Source organism: uncultured Veillonella sp. (assembly GCF_937981445.1).
Taxonomy (GTDB): Bacteria; Bacillota; Negativicutes; order Veillonellales; family Veillonellaceae; genus Veillonella_A.
The window spans coordinates 1-18,467 of record NZ_CALJON010000001.1 but is presented as its reverse complement, the minus strand read 5'-3'; the positions used below and the strand labels follow the sequence as shown (position 1 = coordinate 18,467).

Here is an 18,467-nt window from a genome sequence, read left to right as displayed (position 1 = left end):
TCAAAAAAACTATCCCACCTAGCTATAAATCTATTTATGGTCCACTAAACTTTCTTCAATTCCTTCCATGCCATCACGCTCACTAACGAGTACAGAAGGAATTTCATACGTATCCATAAAGGACGTCAAAATCTCTGCACCAGCTACAATGATATCAGCACGGCTCAGTTGTAGGCCTGGTACATTACAACGCTCTTCATAGGACATATTTCGCAAATCCATAATCATTAGTTCCACCGCTTCACGAGTTAAACGATGGTCCTGAATTTTATTGCTGTCATAGTCCGTCATCTTTAAATCCATGGCCGCCAAAGTCGTTGCCGTACCGCCAATGGCTACAAATTCACCAAAGTTCCCCTTAATAGGCAAAGGATCAAACCAAGGCTGTGTTTCACGCCATACAGCTTGCGGATCTTCTTCTGAAGCCTGTTGCAAACGTACCGCCCCCATGGGATAGGAGCGGCTCCAGTATACTTCATCTAAAAAGCCAAGAGCCACTTCAGTACTGCCACCGCCTATATCGATAATGGCATAATGACGACCATCTTGCAAGCGCTGTCCAATAGCACCTATAAAACCATATTGAGCCTCTTCTTCACCAGTTAAAATACGCCCTTCCATAGGACAGATTTTACCTGCAGCCTCCATAAACTCAGCCCCATTCGGAGCCTCTCTAATGGCACTCGTAGCTAAAGCGATGACCTTTGTGGCACCAAATGCCTCAATTAAACTATGTATCTCCTGCAATGCTTGGAGCCCGCCTTGCCAAGCCTCTTCAGTAATGCGCCCATCTTCATGGCGCGCCCCCAAACGAGTACGCCAAAGTATTTTAGGCTCATTATGCCATTCATTATGTTTATATTCCCCCAGTAAGAGTCGAAATGAATTCGAGCCTAAATCAATAATCGCCACTTTAGTGTCTGTCATATTGTCTCCTCCATAGAAAAAAAGATGATGCCGTTACGCATCATCTCAGTTTTTTAATCTCTGCGACCTCCACGACCGCCACGTTTAGATTCAGTATTACGTTTTAAATCAGTTAAGCGCTCCTCGCTATCTTTTAAGAAGCGGCTCATTTTATCCTCAAAGGAAAGTCCATTGCTCTTGCGGCCTGACGCATTGCGACGATTGCCCTCAAATGAGTTGCGGTTATGCCCTTCATTATGGCGTGGACGGAATTCACGAACATCTCGTTGCTCAACCTTTGGTTGACTTCCTTGCGCTTTAGGCTGTGTTTGCTTAATAGATAAGCTAATTTTGCCTTTCTCATCAACACTAAGAACTTTTACTTTGACTGTATCTTGCTCTTTAAGGAAATCTTGAATATTTTCAACATATTCATTAGCAACCTCAGAGATGTGAACTAAACCTGTTTGTTTATTTCCTAAATCAACAAACGCCCCAAATTTTGTAATTCCCGTAACTGTGCCTTCTAAAACACTACCAACTTCAATGGCCATGCTAACCCAATGTCCTCCTAATTCTAATAATACAACTGCATCAAATTATGCACGCAAACTAATTATATAGGTCAGTAAAAAACCTTGTCAACAATTATTTAACATATGGAACTTCGCCTGGTTTAACAAGTCCTAATTCTTCCCTTGCTACCGCTTCGATAGCCTTTGGATCCTGTAACTGGGCATTTTCCTGCTCTAATTGTTCATTTTTCTTTTTTAACTCTTCAATCTGCACTTGTAATTCTTTTTTCTGCTGCTCCACCTGATACCATTCATAGCCAGTGCGCCCCAAAGAATATATGGCGGCAATAACAAGAATAATGGCAATCCAATTTAAAACGGTCATAAATTGCTCGCGCTTATTATGCATCTGATCAGCAGTTTGTTTTTTTACCGGGCTTTCTTGTTGAGTTTCTCGATTTTGTTTATCTAACATAAAAGCACCTCATTGTTAAACTATTAGCGCTTTTATTATAGCATAGGACTCATACATTCTCTAATAAATTTATCCACCTTCACAGGCAAATATTTGAACCAATTTATAACACTATGGAATCCATCATTTTATAGCACTACGCAAGCCATCATCTTTATAACATTATACAGTCCATCAATTTTATGACACTATACAAGCTATCATCTCTATGACATTATACAATCCATCACCTCTATGCCACTATACAAACCATCATTTTATAGTAACGTATAAACTACCACTACCTGCCAAGCCCCCAAAGGATTTACTGCTCCTTTAAGAACGCGATGCGCTCTCTGATAGTCTCGCCATGTAATTGAAATGTTGGATATAACTCCATCAAGGGTTCCAATACAAAGGTGCGGTCCCACATATAAGGATGAGGAATTGTAAGGCGCTCTGACTCATACTTAAGGGGCTTACCGTCGAGGGTCTGAGCCCACACAATATCTAAATCCAGTGTGCGAGGCCCCCAATGGATTATACGTTGCCGACCGGCCGCCTGCTCTAAACTTTGCATATAATTGAGCAAGGCCTCTGGTGTAAGATTTGTAGTTAATTGAATCACACCATTTAAAAAGGCTCCTTGGTCTGTATTCCCCCAAGGTTCCGTTTCTAACCAAGAAGAATGCCCCACCCTATGAATCTGCGGATGGGCCTTTAAGCCTGCTACAGCACCTTCAATAAAAGCCGCCCGATCGCCTAAATTAGATCCTACACTTAAAAAATATGTACAGTCCGCCTTGCCTAAGAACTCCGCTTCATTCTCAAAAGTCTTCACTACATTTGGCCTCTTGTAATTGTTACTTCCACATAATCTAGCATGCCGGGAATGGGCACAGCTGGTTTTCTCACCGATACAGCAAGACCTACAATACCACGATAGGTATTCCAAAGGCCATCGGCAATTAAAGTGCCGACCCGTTCTAATAACTTTTGTGGTGTTCCCGTAACAATAGCTTCCACAGTATTATATATTTCTACATAATTTATGGAGTCTTCTAATGAATCAGATTGCCCTGCTTTCGTTAAATCCGTTACAACTGTTACATCCACAAAAAAACGCTGTCCCTGCGAATTTTCAGAGTCTAAATTGCCATGGTAACCATAAAAGCCCATGTTTTTTAATACAATCTTATCCATATTACACTCCTCTTAATAATGCATCAGCTACAGACAAAGCTTTTTTGTGCATGTCTACATTGTGTACTCGGACCATATCAACGCCTTGAATAACACCAGTAATACAGGCCGCTACTGTGCCTTCATCCCGTTCATCTGGAGCACAATCATGTAAAATCGCCCCAATAAAACGCTTGCGACTCGCCGCTAATAAGACGGGATATTCATATGCCGTAAGCTCACCGAGGCGTTGCATAACCTCAATATTTTGCTCCCCTGTTTTACCAAAGCCGATACCTGGGTCAAGCCAAATATTCTGCGGTTTAATCCCTTCCTTTAAGGCTAAATCAATGGAAGTGAAAAAGAATGCCTTCATATCCTCAATAATATCACCGTAATCAGTGCTGTCCTGATTGTGCATAATAATAACGGGCACATTATGCTTTGCTGCCACTGCGGCTATATCGCGGTCATAACGTAAGCCCCAAATATCATTTAATATATGAGCCCCATGACTGAGGGCATAATCAGCTGTTTCGGCACGGTACGTATCTATTGATACGGGCACAGAAGACGCATTCACTACAGGTTGCAATAATAATTCCATGCGCTCAATCTCTTCACTTATTGAAATTTGAGTATGCCCTGGTCGCGTAGATTCTACACCCAAATCAATTACATCCGCCCCTGCTGCAACCATGGCTTTAGCTTGGGCTACAGCAGTTTCTGGTGTATTATACTTGCCACCATCAGAAAATGAATCCGGTGTACCATTTAAGATTCCCATAATCAAAGTCCGATTATTTAATTCTAAGCGTCTTCCATCACTCCACTGATAACTGCGTCGTTTGAGCATTTACTGTTCCTCCTAACATGGCTAACGCCTCATCGCGAAGCGGCCCTGCATTTCCTAATACACCGCGGCATTCTAAAGTTTGTACTACTGTTCCTTGAGGAAATTCCCCTTTTACAAGCATGCACATATGGGTCCCTCGCATTCTCACTAGCACGCCATCAGCCCCTAATTCCTGTTCAATGGCATCGGCTAATTGCATGGTTAAACGCTCTTGTAATTGCGGTCGATGGGCTAGCACATTAATTACATCGCCAAATTTACTAATGCCCGCAACCTGTCCTTCATGAGGTTGGTAAATAATATCAACAGTACCAAAAAAAGGCATCAAATGATGTTCACATATGGAGTAATAATTAATCCCCGTAATGGCCACAAGCCCTTTTGATTCAGATGTAAATATATCACCCCACACGTCCTTGGTGGACTGTCCTAAGCCGGCAAATAAGGATTCATACAAAGCGGCCACTCGACTTGGTGTCTTATTCATCTCTTCTGATTTTATATCTATGCCCAATGCTGTTAAAAATTGAGCAATTCCCTCTTGGGCCTGCTGATTCATAATCCGTCTCCTTCTCTAGCATACTTGCTATATAATGCCCATTCTCTATGCCTATTCTCTGCTATGCCCATTCGCTGCGATGTAAAAAACGACTTAGACCTTACACGATTTTAGTAGTCCAAGACTCTACATTCCATTCATCAGTAATCCAAGAACGATAAAATTCTGGCTCATGGCTAACTAATAAAATCGTTCCTTTAAATCGGCGTAAGGCTTCGCTTAATTCACCCTTCGCATCTACATCTAAATGATTAGTTGGTTCATCAAGAACTAATACATTATACGAATCTTGCATTAATTTACAAAGTCGCACTTTAGCATTTTCACCACCAGATAACACGCGCATCTGGCTAGTTATATGTTCATTCGTAAGACCACAACGAGCAAGTGCCGCCCGCACTTCGCTATTCGTAAGCGATGGATAGGCATTCCAAATATAATCAAGGGCCGTCACATCATTATTAGCCACATCTTCTTGAGCAAAATAGCCTACTTGCAAGAAATCACCACGCTCTACCTTACCCGAGAAAGCGGGAATCATGCCAAGTAATGTTTTTAATAGTGTTGTCTTCCCTAGGCCATTAACGCCCCGCACAGCTACTTTTTGACCTCGCTCTAATACAACCTTTACAGGCTTTGTAAGGGCTTCATTATAGCCCAATACCAAATCTTCAGCCTCCACAATAAAGCGGCTTGGCGTACGGCCTTCTTTAAAGCCGAAAGATGGTTTCAAATGCACCTTTGGTTTTTCCAATAGCTCCATCTTCTCCAAACGCTTAGCCCTAGAATTAGCCATGCCACGCGTCGCTACACGAGCTTTATTGCGAGCGATGAAATCTTCCATACGCGCCACTTCTTGTTGTTGTCGTTCATACGCTTTAATCGCCTGTTCGCGCTGCACTTCATAGGCTGCTAAAAATTGTTCATAATTGCCCGTATAACGAGTTAATTTTGCCTGCTCAATATGATAAATTACATTGACAACAGCATTTAAAAATTCCATATCATGAGAAATTAAAATAAAAGAATTCTCATAGTTTTGCAAGTAATTTTTCAACCATTCAATATGCTCTACGTCTAAATAGTTAGTAGGCTCGTCTAATAATAAAATGGTTGGCTTTTGTAATAAAAGCTTCGTAAGCAATACTTTCGTACGCTGGCCACCACTTAATTCATTAACTAAACGGTCTAATCCAATATCGACTAAGCCCAGCCCTTGGGCAGTGCGCTCAATAGTGGCATCAATTTCATAAAACCCGCGCTGCTCCAACTCTTCTTGCCATTCACCAGTCTTCGCTAAGAGTTCATTCATGCGCTCTTCCGTACAATCAGTCATTTCATTATATGCATCTTGAAGCTTTGATTCTAAATCAAAAAGATCGCTGAATGCATCGCGCAATACATCTCGAATCGTTTGCCCTTCACTAAGTACACTATGCTGATCCAAGTACCCTACAGTACCTTTATTAGACCAAGTAACAGTTCCTTCATCAGGCAAAATATTGCCAATAATAATATTTAAAAAGGTAGACTTACCTTCACCATTAGCACCGATTAAACCTACATGTTCGCCCTTTAATAAACGGAATGATGCATCATCTAAAATCTGACGGGCACCGAAACCATGGGTCACATGAGACACAGTTAATACGCTCATTCGTCATCTCCCAACTTATACACATAATGGAAAAGCCGTCTTTAAAGACGGCTTCGCTTTAACGATTATATTTTACATGTATTTTATAGGCCTGTCAAAATCTGAGGGATTTATGAATAATAGCGGTAGTAGCCATTATCTTGGCCCCTTTCAAAAGTTGTTGCCACGCTCTCTCAGACTGTGCTGCCGCAACAAACTCCGGCGTATGAAGACCTATGTGATGTCCAATTTGTAAACTCAATTGAATCGTAGGAATTTCGTGAGATACATTGCCCACATCAGTGCTGCCTTCTGCTACATCAGGGGGCAAAATTGATGGTTCTTCGCCCCACAGTGTCATAACCGACTTGGCAATCTGTTGCAAGCCTACATCTTCCACTAAATTCTTAAATAAAGGCTCATAATGACGATACTTCACCTTCGTGCCATGCACTTCACTGCAGTGCTGTGCTAATTCTTTTAACGCAGGAATCATCGTATGCTCTAAAAATTCTACCGTTTTAGCACGCACTGTCATATGTACGGTAGCGCGCTCAGGAATAATATTGGGCGCCACCCCACCTTCAGTAATAATCGTCCCTACCAAAGCTTTATCACCCCAGATGCCAACTAACTCATGTACCTGCTGATAATAATCTACCAAACAAGTTAAAGCATTAATTCCACTGCCCTTTGGCGCTGCAATATGAGCGGCCCGCCCCAAGAAGGTCACTTCTAAAGGATGGCTCGCCAAAGAAGAGCCACCTAATTCATTAGCATCACTCGGGTGGGTTAACAAAGCGCCATCATAGCCCTTGAAAACCCCAGCCTCTGCCATATATACCTTACCGCCGATGGTCTCTTCCGCAGGGCATCCAAAAAAAGTCGTCAAAGCCCCTGGTTCAGCGGCTGCAAATCCAATGGCAGCGCCCATACTCATAGGGGCTATTAAATTATGTCCACAACCATGCCCCAAATCTGGTAACGCATCATATTCGCCAAGAAAGGCCATTTTAAAAGCCCCTTTAAAATCGCCTTTATGCGCTCCTAAAGAGGTGCGAAGCTCCGGAATGGTCCCATCACTTACATCTTCATGAACAGCAAAACCATGCGCTTTCATAAAATCACTAATACAGGCCACCGCTTTAAACTCTTCTTGCCCTACTTCTGGATTGGCATGCAAATACTGTCCGACCTGAATTAAATCATCCCCTATAGCATCTATAGCGGCACAGGCAATACGGATTTTATCTTGTACGCCTTCATTAGCCGTGAGCTCTCCTAATCGATTCATTTCATCCATTTGTATGACCATCCTTACTACTAAAACATTAATACGACTTTGCCGGGGCTATACGAAAACTAAAAAACTACCTTGACCTTACGGCACCAGTACCAATGTATTAGATATGGCACGAAAACTCACATATTGACCTAAAGGCAAAGCCCAGTGGGGCGTGCCATGTCCAGTAGGAGCATAGCACACAAAGGGCTGAGCCTCACTGCCCGGCCGATCTTGTTCCATATAAGCTAACACATGAGCACCTATATCATAATCCATATCATCAAGGTCTTCGCAATTCATAAAATTCCCAATAACGGCCCCTTTTACAACTTTTAAAATCCCTTGCAAACGCAACTGTTGTAACATGCGATCGATTTTATACGGAGGCTCTCCGATATCTTCGATAAATAAAATAGCATCCTTCCACATCGATACAGTGGGCACATAGGCTGTGCCACCTAAACTACAGAGAATAGCCAAATTACCACCGAGCAAACGGCCTTCTGCCATTTGAGCCCCTATATAGCCGCGCGGTGGCTCAGGCAAAGGCTCTATCACGGTAGTACGACCTTCTAAAAGGTCAAATAGATGATCTAAATCCGATTCACGTTTGGGCTGCACCCAATCAACGCCCATAGGGCCATGATAGGTAATTAGACGGCTATGACGATGTAACGCCAAATGCAGTGCCGTACAATCACTATAACCTACAAAAGGTTTTCGCTTTTTTCTAATCCCTTTATAGTCTAACAAATCCACATATCGTGCACAGCCATAACCACCGCGAAGGGCAATAACCGCATCACAACTGTCGTTTGTCATAAACTCATTAAACTCAGCAGCTTGTTCCGACCGTGTACCGCCATAGAGTCCCTTGTTATAACAAGTCTTGCCAAATACAGCTTTATACCCACGAGCGCATGCTATATCCTCAATGGCGGTAAGTTCCTCCTCTGTACTCGATGCAGGTGCAATAAAACCCAATACCATGCCAGGCGCTAAGCGCTTAGGTTGTAACCAATCCATACTCATCCTCACCGCTAAACTAAATAAAATACTACTGTTTTTTAATCACAGTATTTATACACAACATATATTCACAACACAAATTTATACACAACATATATTCACAATATAATTTTATTCACATTTTTATGAACAATATATACATAATTCAATTTCTATGCACAAAATATATGAACAATGTGCAGTTTATACACCAACCACTTTCTATCCACAGTGTGCGTAACAAAATTCAGTTTATGCACAAACTACTTTCTATAGGCCGTTTTAAAATCCACAATGCCCAGACTGGACCAGAAATAACCTCCAATAGAATCATTTGCCACATAAGGGGTAGTTGTAAAATAAATAGGAATTACAACAGCATCATCAAACAGCATCTGTTCCGCCTCATGCATGAGCTGCTGGCGCACTACAGGGTTAGTAGTGTTATGGACTCGTGCCATAATGTCATTATAGGCCGCGCTGTGATACTGCGCATCATTGGCTTCATCAGAAAATACATCCAAGAAGGTTTGAGGGTCAACATAATCCCCCACCCACGATGCACGAGCCACCTGATAATGGCCTTCCTCACGATTAGACATAAAGACCTTCGTCTCCTGATTTTGCAATTCCACATCAGCGCCCAATTCATTTTTCCAAATCGCTTGAACTGCTTCAGCAATAGCCTTATGAAGTTCATTAGTATTATATAAAATTGTCACCTTCGGCAATGGCTTATTAGGGCCATAACCCGCTTCTTTTAGTAATGCCTTAGCAGCTGACACATCATGGGACACTAAATCTCCACCAGCTTGTCTAAAATCCACCTTGCTCTGTTCATCCATTAATCCCGGCGGTACAAAGGCATAGGCTGGCGTTTTACCACCATGCACAATCGTATCCACAATCACTTGACGATCAATAACTAATGAAAAGGCTTTACGCACTCGCGGATCATCAAAAGGTGGTGCGGTCACATTAAACACATAATAGTACGTGCCCAAAGAAGGAGACACTTTAAACAAACCCGCTTCCGTTAATCGCTTTTGATCTAATACGGGCGGTTCCACCATCATATCCACAGCGCCCCCTTCAGCAAGAGTTAGGCGCGTACTTTGAGATTCACTAATAGGCCAATCCATGGCAGCTAGTTTAACAGCACCAGCATCCCAATAGCGTTCATTTTTCACAAAATTAAGTTCCCCACTATGTATCCATTTTGTAAGCACAAAAGGACCATTGCCAATTAAGGTATCCGCCTTAGTAGCCCAAGTGTGAGGAGCCTTTTCCACTATATCTTGGCGCACTGGATAGTACGCATGAAACGCCGTCAGGCCTAAAAAATAAGGGGCTGGCGCTTCTAATACAACCTGTAATGTATGGTCATCTAACGCCTTTACTCCTACCTCTTGAGCCGTGGCCTTCTCCGTATTATAGGCTTCACCATTTTTTAACACATATAGCATGTACGCATTACCGGCCGCTGTTTGAGGATTTAAAACACGCTTCCAAGCATATTCAAAATCATGAGCTGTTACGGGCACACCATCAGACCAAGTGGCGTCTGGTCGCAAATGAAATGTATATACTAAACCATCTGCCGATATGGACCATGACTGCGCCATGGCCGGTTCAGGCAAATCCTTATCATTTAACCGAGTGAGCCCTTCAAATACAGCCAATTCTACAATAGATTCTGGTAACGTGGATGATTTTGCAGGATCTAAAGTAGATGGCTCTTGTTCTAAAGCGAGGCGCAGCGTATTAGGCGGTACAGCATCACTTGAGCGGCAGCCGCCTAAAAAGACCACTAACAAACAGAGTGCACTGAACAGCACGACCCACCGCGCCATAATTCTTCTATATGAATCCATCGTCCCCTCCTATGCTAGCCTAGCCTCTAACCATTGTTTAATAATTCGCCCTAGTCGAGCTCCTAATTGTATCCCCTCTGCATTAGGCACTTGCGAGATAAACACAGCCATTCCATACATATGCGCCCCCAGTGGTAAAAGTCCACCATCATGTTCCACTTCTTCCAAAGAGCCTGTCTTATGGTGAAATACTTGCTCTTCCCCCCAATAAAAGGGCAATTTATCACGAAATTGCTGACGTCCTAAAATGGCCCACATTTCACTGCCAATAGATGGTTCTTGGCGATATGTATACAAAGTCTCATACAAAATCATCAAATCATGAACAGTCATTTTATTTTCAAGACCTGCCGCTCTAGCGGCTCCATCCATCATGAAACGCTCTAAATGAGTCTGATTTAGCCCTAAGGAACGGGCATACTCATTTATAACATCAAAGCCTAGGCGATGAATCAGTAAATTGGTGGCCCAATTATCGCTGAGCACCATCATTAATCGACATAATTCTAAATATGTAAAACTGTGATTCTCGCCTAATTCCTGCAGCGCCCCACCACCGAAGACGCGGGGTATTTCATGAAGAGCTACTACCTCATCTAACGAAAGTGCTCCCACTCGTGCTTGGTGAAATAAGGTAGCCATAATTAATACTTTAATCATGCTCGCCGAAGCGTGCACCGCCTCTTCCTGCCGTGCACAAAGAGTCGTAAAGCCACCCTCGGAATGCAGCTCAGTTACTAAATACGATATATGCCCGGTTGGAGCCATCGTTTCAATGACCTCGTCTAGGGCATTCTTTAACATTTCATTCATACAGTCTCCTATTATTTCCCATCCCTTTATCTTCCTATCGATTTATCTTCCTATCGATTTATCTTCTTAGCGATTTATCTTCCTATCGCTGCCAACAAGCCACTCGTTGCGGCCCTTTCAATGTTAAGGAAGGACTTTTCTCTTTACAAATAGGCTGTGCTTCAGGACAGCGCGGTGCAAAAGGACAGCCCACTACTTCATCAAGAGGGCTTGGTACTTCACCTTCTAGGACCGGCCCAATCGTCATAGGTGCCGCTAAAGGGGCATTAAGCCGTATTAAAGCCTGTGTGTAAGGATGAAGTGGATTTTCGTATACCGCCTGTGTCGTTCCTTCTTCCACAACATGACCTAAATACATAACCGCAATGCGCTGACTCATATAGCGCACCATGTTTAAATCATGGGAAATAAAAACATAGCCCACTTGCTTTTCCTCTTGTAAACGAGCCAGCAATTTTATAATCTGCACCTGTATAGACACATCTAATGCAGAAATGGGTTCATCACAAATAATACATTCCGGATTGCTAATCAATGCACGCCCAATACCTATACGCTGCCGTTGACCACCACTAAACTCATGAGCATATCGTTCGCCTTGTGATTTAGAGAGCCCCACTTCATGTAACACAGCCTCTACTAATTCATTTTGCTCTGCCCTAGACCAGGCCCCCTGAACCGTAAGGGGCTCCCGTAAAATTTGTCGCACTGTCATACGTGGATTGAGTGATGCATAGGGATCTTGAAAGACCATTTGAATATGTTGGAGCACAAATCGCCCATCATCTTCACTCATAATTTCACGGTCTTTTACCCAAATGCGACCACTGCTTTTAGGATATAGGCCCATTAAAGTGCGGCCAAAAGTAGATTTACCACACCCTGACTCGCCTACAATCCCTAAAGTTTCACCTACTTTTTGATATAAGCTAACCTGCTCCAAGGCGCGAACTACTTGTGGGGACCGATCAAAAAAATGACGCTTCGCTAAAAAATGCTTACACAGCGATTCGGTTCGCCAAATATAGCCAGAAGTCTCATGAATCGAAGCAGTGCGCCCCCCTTCAGACGCAGTGTCCAGCCCTCGGTTCCCAGGTAGTCCATGACGCTCATTAGAATTCTTCAAAGACCCCATGTCCATAGGCTTATATTCGGCATTACTACTTTGATACGTATTTTTTATTCCTTCACTCATGGCGTCACCTCCTCTTTAGCTTGCAACCAGCAACGTAATTGCCGCTCTTCACCAGCGCCCTTAACATGTTGTAGTAAAGGCATCTCCCTAGCGCAGATATTCATCGCCTTTGAGCATCTAGGATGAAAAGCACAACCTGTAGGTAAATGCAAACTATCTGGTGGCTGTCCACCAATGGCGATTAATTCTTTTTTGTCCTTCGTTGGCAAGGACCCTAGCAAGCCCTGTAAATAAGGATGTAAAGGTCCATTTATTAATTCCACCACAGAGCCAGATTCTACAATTTGACCGGCATACATTACAGCGATTCGTTCACAGACTTGTGCAATAACTCGTAAATTATGGGAAATAATAATCATCCCCATATGTTCTTTCGCCACTAATTCTTTTAAAAGTAATAGAATTTGTGCCTCTGTAGTAACATCTAAGGCTGTGGTGGGTTCATCAGCTAGCAATAGCTTAGGACGTCCCGCCAAGGCCATGGCAATAACCACGCGTTGGCGCATGCCGCCGCTAAGCTCATGAGGATACTGTTTCAGCCGCCGCGCTGGATCAGCTATGCCCACCTTTTTTAATAAGTCTATGCAAATTTCGTCATCACTTTGCGCAGTTAGTCCAGACGAAACTGAACCACCGCCACTAGCTGTAGAATCAGTGTTCATGGTACTACTAGTTTCTGTACTAGTTGTGTCAACACGAATTGCTTCCGTACTAGAAAGTTCTGGTTCAATCGCTTCATAACTAGCTGACTCAGTACTAATTGTTTGGCGATTTCTGTTTTTATATAGCGCCACAGACTCTTTTAATTGCGTGCCAATCGTAAGCAAAGGGTTTAACGCTGTCATAGGATCTTGAAAGACCATGCCTACAGTGGTACCTCTAAGCTGCTCCCAAGTATGCTCATCAGCATCGGTCAAATCTTGTTTATCAAGGGCTAACTGTTTTACATTCAGTTTAGCATACGTGCGAGGTAAGAGGCCCATTAGAGCCTGTAAGGTAACCGACTTACCGCAACCTGATTCCCCCACAAGGCCTAGTACTTCACCAGGTCTCAATTGCAAGGACACGCCCCTAACCGCTGAAACAGGGCCTGAAAATGTATTAAATGTGACATGTAAATCCTCTAAGGTGACTATATTCCTCATTTTACATCCTCCTTAGGGTCTAATGCGCTGCGAAGGCCATCGCCAAAGAAAGTGAAGCCTAACATGGTAATCCCAATTGCTAAGGCTGGCGCAATCAGCTGAAATGGATAGGATCGCATGGAGTTAATCCCTTCTGCAGCAAGTACGCCCCAACTGGCCATCGGTGCACTAACACCAAGGCCAATAAAGCTCAAAAAAGCCTCTGTAAAAATAGCCTCTGGAATTGCTAGCGTCATAGTAATTACAATCGGGCCTAAACAATTAGGTAACATATGGCGAAATAAAATACGCCATTTTGACACGCCCATAGCACGCGCCGCTAAAACATATTCTTCATTTTTAAGAGCCATAATCTGACTTCGCACAATGCGGGCCATGGTAAGCCAATAGGCAATACCAAGAGCAAGAAAAATAGATGTCAAACCAGGCGATAAAACAACCATAAGTAAAATTACATACAAAAGCAAAGGAATACCATAAAGTATGTCTACTAGACCCATCATAAGACGGTCTACTTTGCCCCCCATATAGCCAGCAATGCTACCATAAACAACACCAATCACTAAATTAATAGCCGCTGCCACAAAGCCTACAGCTAAGGAAATGCGCGCACCGTATACAACGCGTACATATATATCACGCCCCAATGTATCAGTGCCAAACCAATGGTCACTGGATGGCGCCTCATTAGCCAAAGCTAAATTTTGATCCGCATAGGTATAAGGCGAAAACCACGGCCCTATAATAGCTAACACAATCATGCACACAATAATGCATAAACCGACTAAAGCCAAGCGATTTTGCTTAAGCCTTTGCCATGGTGAAGGCCTCTTTATATATACTTGATTATCGTCTTGATCTACAGCGCCTAAGGGTGCAAAATCATCCATTGTATATTTCATCATGCATCCTCCTCTTCCATAGTAATCCGTGGGTCTACTAAAGGATATATTAAATCCACCAATAAGTTAAAACCGACTACTAAAGCACTGTAAAAAATGGTTACCCCTAAAATAACGGTATAATCGCGATTATAAATGGAGGTTACAAAATATTTCCCCAAACCAGGAATCGCAAAGATGGTTTCCACAATAAAGCTCCCCGTTAAAAGAGCGGCAGCCAAAGGTCCAATATAAGTAAGAATCGGTAAAATGGCATTGCGCAGCGCATGCTTCCATATAATCTGGTACATACTTAAGCCCTTTGCACGAGCTGTCTTAATATATTCCTGTTGCAATACATCTAGCATAGTACTCCGCATCAAACGTGCTATAAAAGCCATAGGCTGCGCCCCTAATGTAATAATGGGCAACACCATGTAAGCCGGCCCTTTCCACAAGGCTACAGGAAAAATGGGCCATACAAAACCCAGCCAATACACCAGCACAGCACCAATAATAAAGGTCGGTACTGATATACCAATGGTGGACCCAATGGTGATAATATAGTCGAGCCAAGTGTTGGGACGTAAGGCACTGCCTATACCAGCTAAGAGGCCCCCTACTAAAGCAAAGGCTAACGCACCAAAACCTAATTGAGCTGATATAGGAAAACTTTCACCGATAATTTCATTTACGCTACGCCCAATATATTTATACGATGGTCCTAAATCAAATTGTGCCACATGACTCATATAATCTGTATATTGCTGCCACAGCGGATCATTTAAATGGTAAGTCGCTTCAATGGTGGCCTTAATTTGAGGCGGTAATTTCTTTTCCTCTGTAAAAGGTCCCCCAGGAATAGCTCTCATTAACAAAAAAGTAATGGTAATAATCGCCCACATTACAACGAGCGCCCCCAATAATCGTTTAACTATATATTGTGCCACAAGCGTCACACTCCTCAATACCTAACTATAGTATAGTCATTGTCATTTATAAACATTGTCATTTATGAACATTTCCATTTATGCTCACTATCAATTATGTCCACTATCATTTACGTCCATTATTATTTACGTCCATTATCATTTATATCCACTTCCCTATTATACAATACTCCCTCAAGATTCCAGTATACTTAAAATTTTGTATAATATATACATTTCATATACCTTTGCATTCACTTCTTAAAATTTACATGCACTTTTTAAATGCTACACATACTGCTTAATATGTATATATACCCTTTATCATATGTATAAGGCGTATCATCTCTATATAATAGTTTCATTTATATGTAATACTTTCATTGAGTAAGGCGTTCAAATTTATTGTACTGCCCCAATCTGTCCTATTCATTTTTAATTTTCTGTATATTTACACATGACACTATGTTTTTTACAATACTAATAGAAATTTAACATACAGAAATGAGGCTTATTATGAATTCAGTTAAAAATCCAGTTCCAACGGTATTATCTATCCAAGATATGAGCTCCATCGGTCGTTGCTCCCTAACCGTGGCCATGCCTATTATTAGTGCCCTAGGGTCTCAAGCAGCACCATTGCCAACAGCTCTTTTATGTAATCACTTAGAATATGAGCATTATGAAATGGTCGACTTTTCCGAACATCTTCGTGCATTTATGGATTGTTGGGTAAAAAATGACATTACCTTTGATGCCATTCAAAGTGGTTTCTTAGCCTCTCCTGAACAAATCCACATTGTTATCGAAGCCATTGAGCGCTTTGGCAATGAACAGACACCCATCATCGTAGACCCAGCTATGGCTGACGATGGTCATTTATACTCCGTTTACAATCAAACAATGATTGAAGAAATGCGTAAGCTTATTAGCCATGCTCAAATTATTAAACCTAATTACACCGAAGCAACCTTCCTATTGGACTTGCCATATGAACCAAAAAAAGTGACCGATGACACAATTCGTATGATTTGTGAACGCCTTCACAAAATGGGACCACGCCATGTCATCATGTCTGGTGTACCTCATGAAGATAAGGCAGTCGTGGCCATTTACGATGGAGAAACCAATTCCTTAGACTTCATTAACACCAAGCTAGTGCCAGTAAAAGCTCATGGTACGGGTGATATTTTTACTGCTGTATTAACAGGCTGCTTATTACAAGGCTATTCCACCCATGAAAGTGCTACCATTGCTGCTAATTTTACAACTGATGCAGTAAAATATACTCATGATACTATTGGATCCATGCGAAATGGTCTCTTATTCGAACCATTACTAGGCGAGCTTACAAAACTCGTTAAACGGGAGGCATAATCATGAAATTCTCTATCCGTGATATTGTATATATTGGTATGCTCTCTGCTTTAATGGTGTTGGCTACATTTATTTTTATTCCCCTACCTACCGGTGGCATGGTACATCTAGGATCGGCGGCACTCTTCACCATATCATCACTCTTTGGCGGTATCTATGGTGGCATCTCCGCTGCTTTAGGATCAGCCATTTTCGATATGATTGCAGGCAAATATGTGTATACCTTGTATTCTATTGTCATTAAAGGTATTTGTGGCCTTCTAGTGGGTTATATTGTAATAGGCTTATGGCCTCAGAAGAAAGCCTTAACCAAAGCACTCTTTGCTCGTATCATCCTCGCCATTGTGCTAGGTGCTATTTGGACTGCTGCCGGATATTTCGTAGCCTGGGCCGATGTATACAATAGTTATGAAATGGCTATTGTTCGCTTACCAGCAAGCTTTATTACTAGCGGGGTGGGCTTTCTTGTTTCCATCTTCTTAATCCCAGCTATTTGGAGCATTCGTAATCGGAAATAATTCGGATGTTTCGCAATGGAAAATAAGCTGGCCCCTCAACAACAGAAGCGAACAGTTTAAAATTCAGTGCGTTTAATAAAATATTCCATCTTTCCTATACACAAAAAGGAGCGCAGACTTAGGTCTGTGCTCCTTTCTTTATCTGTTCTTCATTTTATGTTATAATTATAGAATTAAAAGTATAGTTGAAAAGGACGATTGCATGGATATTTGGATAAATATAGGTCTCACCCTCTTGATGGGCATACTGGCTTTAGCCATTACACGCTGGGCCTATACGCATAAAATAAAAATTTTAGCCTTACAAGGTCGATTAAATCGCTTACAATTCTTAATTGGACTCATTGGCCTCACTGTAGTTTCAGGCTTTTTTAACAATTTAATCTCCACTATGACAGAAAATGTAGTTGTGTTGGCTTCCTATTATGCCGTGAAAACACTCACATTTTTCGGCCATTGTATTTTACTTACATTTTTTTACGTGCTCTATGCACGTCGCTTTCAAGACCTCAATATCCACGGCCTTGTAGGTATCCTTTGGTGCCTACTCATGGCTTTCACCTATCCATATAGCAATATAAAATCCTTTAACTTTATATTCTTGCTCATTACCTGGACAGTGAATGGTTTCCTCTTATTCATTCCTGGTAGTCCTAAGCCCAATGTTTATGGCTTGCCCCCAACTTGGCCTAATTCAAATAAACCAAAACGTCGTACAGCACGGCGCAAACCGGCTAATACGTAAAATCATCAATCCATTAGTCAATGACACGTTAGTCATTGATACATTAGTCATTGGTACACTAGTCAATGACACATTAGTCATTGGTACATTAGACCCATTGGCACATTACATCTAACCACAAAAATTATTCATATAGGTACAACAAAAGCCCTAGATACATTACAGCTAATGCATCTAGGGCTTTTTATACCCCCATGTGCTCAACGCCTACCTGCTTATAACGCTCAATGCTTACACATCTTGCTTGCTTTGGATTTCTACTTACTTTGCCTCATGCCTTGTTGTGCCCTTAAGGTAGTAACTAGTTCTGTAATCGATTCACTGAGGGAGTCCATTTTCTGCTCTAAGCGAAGTAATAAATACGATGCCACTACCATAGGAAATCCATAATTAGCCGCTGCCGTCAAAAGCTCTTCCATCATAACACCTCCTCTGTAATATACATTACAAAAGAAATACTTTGTCAACTATATAAACTATACACCATGACACAATATAAGTTATACACTATGCACAATACAAGTTATACACTATGCACAATACAAGTTATACACTATGCACAATGCAAAAAGGCGTCCTGTAGCGGACG

20 protein-coding genes are annotated in these 18,467 nt (G+C 42.0%); 3 read left to right on the top strand and 17 right to left on the bottom strand.

The annotated features are described in order from the left end of the window. Positions 1 to 30: 30 nt before the first annotated feature. The 16 genes from Q0376_RS00100 to Q0376_RS00025 all read right to left on the bottom strand — a co-directional run bounded on the left by Q0376_RS00100 (position 31) and on the right by Q0376_RS00025 (position 15,259). Positions 31 to 927: a phosphatase gene (locus tag Q0376_RS00100; RefSeq protein ID WP_298702951.1), complete on the bottom strand. Its 897-nt coding sequence runs from the start codon at positions 925 to 927 to the stop codon at positions 31 to 33. 53 nt (positions 928 to 980) lie between these two features. After that, positions 981 to 1,460 carry a S1 domain-containing RNA-binding protein gene (locus tag Q0376_RS00095; RefSeq protein ID WP_298702950.1) on the bottom strand — a complete coding sequence of 160 codons (480 nt, stop codon included), beginning with the start codon at positions 1,458 to 1,460 and terminating at the stop codon, positions 981 to 983. A 94-nt stretch (positions 1,461 to 1,554) separates the two neighbouring features. Beyond that, a complete protein-coding gene (gene ftsL, locus Q0376_RS00090; protein WP_298702949.1) occupies positions 1,555 to 1,896 on the bottom strand; it encodes a cell division protein FtsL in 342 nt (113 codons plus the stop codon). Positions 1,897 to 2,200: 304 nt separating this feature from the next. Then, positions 2,201 to 2,716, bottom strand: a complete 516-nt coding sequence (folK, locus tag Q0376_RS00085) for a 2-amino-4-hydroxy-6-hydroxymethyldihydropteridine diphosphokinase (protein WP_298702948.1) — start codon at positions 2,714 to 2,716, stop codon at positions 2,201 to 2,203. Continuing rightward, a complete protein-coding gene (folB, locus tag Q0376_RS00080) occupies positions 2,716 to 3,078 on the bottom strand; it encodes a dihydroneopterin aldolase (RefSeq protein ID WP_298702947.1) in 363 nt (120 codons plus the stop codon). The genes folK and folB overlap by 1 nt, the downstream gene beginning before the upstream one ends. 1 nt (position 3,079) lies before the next feature. Then, positions 3,080 to 3,913, bottom strand: a complete 834-nt coding sequence (folP, locus tag Q0376_RS00075; protein ID WP_298702946.1) for a dihydropteroate synthase — start codon at positions 3,911 to 3,913, stop codon at positions 3,080 to 3,082. Then, a complete protein-coding gene (gene folE / locus Q0376_RS00070) occupies positions 3,882 to 4,472 on the bottom strand; it encodes a GTP cyclohydrolase I (RefSeq protein WP_298702945.1) in 591 nt (196 codons plus the stop codon). Before folE ends, folP begins: the two co-directional genes overlap by 32 nt. 100 nt (positions 4,473 to 4,572) lie before the next feature. Further along, positions 4,573 to 6,129, bottom strand: coding sequence for an ABC-F family ATP-binding cassette domain-containing protein (locus tag Q0376_RS00065; protein WP_298702944.1), 1,557 nt, complete (start codon positions 6,127 to 6,129; stop codon positions 4,573 to 4,575). Between the two features lie 94 nt (positions 6,130 to 6,223). After that, the gene (locus Q0376_RS00060; RefSeq protein ID WP_298702943.1) at positions 6,224 to 7,411 is read right to left on the bottom strand and encodes an amidohydrolase; all 1,188 of its coding nucleotides are present in this window, start codon (positions 7,409 to 7,411) and stop codon (positions 6,224 to 6,226) included. Positions 7,412 to 7,489: 78 nt separating this feature from the next. Next, on the bottom strand, positions 7,490 to 8,419 hold the full coding sequence (locus Q0376_RS00055) for an LD-carboxypeptidase (RefSeq protein WP_298702942.1): 930 nt from the start codon (positions 8,417 to 8,419) through the stop codon (positions 7,490 to 7,492). Between the two features lie 245 nt (positions 8,420 to 8,664). Beyond that, entirely contained in the window at positions 8,665 to 10,275 is a 1,611-nt protein-coding gene (locus tag Q0376_RS00050) for a peptide ABC transporter substrate-binding protein (protein ID WP_298702941.1), read from the bottom strand. A 9-nt stretch (positions 10,276 to 10,284) separates the two neighbouring features. Beyond that, positions 10,285 to 11,088, bottom strand: a complete 804-nt coding sequence (locus tag Q0376_RS00045) for a serine hydrolase (RefSeq protein ID WP_298702940.1) — start codon at positions 11,086 to 11,088, stop codon at positions 10,285 to 10,287. An 82-nt stretch (positions 11,089 to 11,170) separates the two neighbouring features. Continuing rightward, complete coding sequence (locus tag Q0376_RS00040; RefSeq protein ID WP_298702939.1) at positions 11,171 to 12,283, bottom strand: ABC transporter ATP-binding protein; 1,113 nt, start codon at positions 12,281 to 12,283, stop codon at positions 11,171 to 11,173. Next, entirely contained in the window at positions 12,280 to 13,428 is a 1,149-nt protein-coding gene (locus tag Q0376_RS00035; protein WP_298702938.1) for an ABC transporter ATP-binding protein, read from the bottom strand. Before Q0376_RS00035 ends, Q0376_RS00040 begins: the two co-directional genes overlap by 4 nt. Further along, entirely contained in the window at positions 13,425 to 14,318 is an 894-nt protein-coding gene (locus Q0376_RS00030; protein ID WP_298703007.1) for an ABC transporter permease, read from the bottom strand. Before Q0376_RS00030 ends, Q0376_RS00035 begins: the two co-directional genes overlap by 4 nt. Before the next feature lie 11 nt (positions 14,319 to 14,329). After that, complete coding sequence (locus Q0376_RS00025; protein ID WP_298702937.1) at positions 14,330 to 15,259, bottom strand: ABC transporter permease; 930 nt, start codon at positions 15,257 to 15,259, stop codon at positions 14,330 to 14,332. 495 nt (positions 15,260 to 15,754) lie between these two features. Here Q0376_RS00025 and Q0376_RS00020 point away from each other — a divergent pair, with 495 nt between their 5' ends. From Q0376_RS00020 to Q0376_RS00010, 3 genes are all read left to right on the top strand, one after another. Next, positions 15,755 to 16,615, top strand: a complete 861-nt coding sequence (locus Q0376_RS00020; protein WP_298702936.1) for a pyridoxamine kinase — start codon at positions 15,755 to 15,757, stop codon at positions 16,613 to 16,615. A 2-nt stretch (positions 16,616 to 16,617) separates the two neighbouring features. Further along, the gene (locus tag Q0376_RS00015; RefSeq protein ID WP_298702935.1) at positions 16,618 to 17,133 is read left to right on the top strand and encodes an ECF transporter S component; all 516 of its coding nucleotides are present in this window, start codon (positions 16,618 to 16,620) and stop codon (positions 17,131 to 17,133) included. A 202-nt stretch (positions 17,134 to 17,335) separates the two neighbouring features. Next, positions 17,336 to 17,878, top strand: coding sequence for a DUF805 domain-containing protein (locus tag Q0376_RS00010; protein ID WP_298702934.1), 543 nt, complete (start codon positions 17,336 to 17,338; stop codon positions 17,876 to 17,878). 257 nt (positions 17,879 to 18,135) lie between these two features. Here the strand turns inward: Q0376_RS00010 and Q0376_RS00005 are convergent, their stop codons facing one another. Further along, on the bottom strand, positions 18,136 to 18,300 hold the full coding sequence (locus tag Q0376_RS00005; protein WP_298702933.1) for a YvrJ family protein: 165 nt from the start codon (positions 18,298 to 18,300) through the stop codon (positions 18,136 to 18,138). Between the last annotated feature and the right edge of the window lie 167 nt (positions 18,301 to 18,467).

Excerpts from the sequence above, each read along its gene's own strand:
- Q0376_RS00040 (WP_298702939.1), bottom strand. The coding sequence starts at position 12,283 with ATGAGTGAAGGAATAAAAAATACGTATCAAAGTAGTAATGCCGAATAT.
- Q0376_RS00065 (WP_298702944.1), bottom strand. The coding sequence starts at position 6,129 with ATGAGCGTATTAACTGTGTCTCATGTGACCCATGGTTTCGGTGCCCGT.
- folP (WP_298702946.1), bottom strand. The coding sequence starts at position 3,913 with ATGCTCAAACGACGCAGTTATCAGTGGAGTGATGGAAGACGCTTAGAA.
- folE (WP_298702945.1), bottom strand. The coding sequence starts at position 4,472 with ATGAATCAGCAGGCCCAAGAGGGAATTGCTCAATTTTTAACAGCATTG.
- Q0376_RS00060 (WP_298702943.1), bottom strand. The coding sequence starts at position 7,411 with ATGGATGAAATGAATCGATTAGGAGAGCTCACGGCTAATGAAGGCGTA.
- Q0376_RS00035 (WP_298702938.1), bottom strand. The coding sequence starts at position 13,428 with ATGAGGAATATAGTCACCTTAGAGGATTTACATGTCACATTTAATACA.
- ftsL (WP_298702949.1), bottom strand. The coding sequence starts at position 1,896 with ATGTTAGATAAACAAAATCGAGAAACTCAACAAGAAAGCCCGGTAAAA.
- Q0376_RS00045 (WP_298702940.1), bottom strand. The coding sequence starts at position 11,088 with ATGAATGAAATGTTAAAGAATGCCCTAGACGAGGTCATTGAAACGATG.
- Q0376_RS00020 (WP_298702936.1), top strand. The coding sequence starts at position 15,755 with ATGAATTCAGTTAAAAATCCAGTTCCAACGGTATTATCTATCCAAGAT.
- Q0376_RS00030 (WP_298703007.1), bottom strand. The coding sequence starts at position 14,318 with ATGGATGATTTTGCACCCTTAGGCGCTGTAGATCAAGACGATAATCAA.
- Q0376_RS00015 (WP_298702935.1), top strand. The coding sequence starts at position 16,618 with ATGAAATTCTCTATCCGTGATATTGTATATATTGGTATGCTCTCTGCT.
- Q0376_RS00055 (WP_298702942.1), bottom strand. The coding sequence starts at position 8,419 with ATGGATTGGTTACAACCTAAGCGCTTAGCGCCTGGCATGGTATTGGGT.
- Q0376_RS00005 (WP_298702933.1), bottom strand. The coding sequence starts at position 18,300 with ATGATGGAAGAGCTTTTGACGGCAGCGGCTAATTATGGATTTCCTATG.
- Q0376_RS00095 (WP_298702950.1), bottom strand. The coding sequence starts at position 1,460 with ATGGCCATTGAAGTTGGTAGTGTTTTAGAAGGCACAGTTACGGGAATT.
- folB (WP_298702947.1), bottom strand. The coding sequence starts at position 3,078 with ATGGATAAGATTGTATTAAAAAACATGGGCTTTTATGGTTACCATGGC.
- Q0376_RS00010 (WP_298702934.1), top strand. The coding sequence starts at position 17,336 with ATGGATATTTGGATAAATATAGGTCTCACCCTCTTGATGGGCATACTG.
- Q0376_RS00050 (WP_298702941.1), bottom strand. The coding sequence starts at position 10,275 with ATGGATTCATATAGAAGAATTATGGCGCGGTGGGTCGTGCTGTTCAGT.
- Q0376_RS00100 (WP_298702951.1), bottom strand. The coding sequence starts at position 927 with ATGACAGACACTAAAGTGGCGATTATTGATTTAGGCTCGAATTCATTT.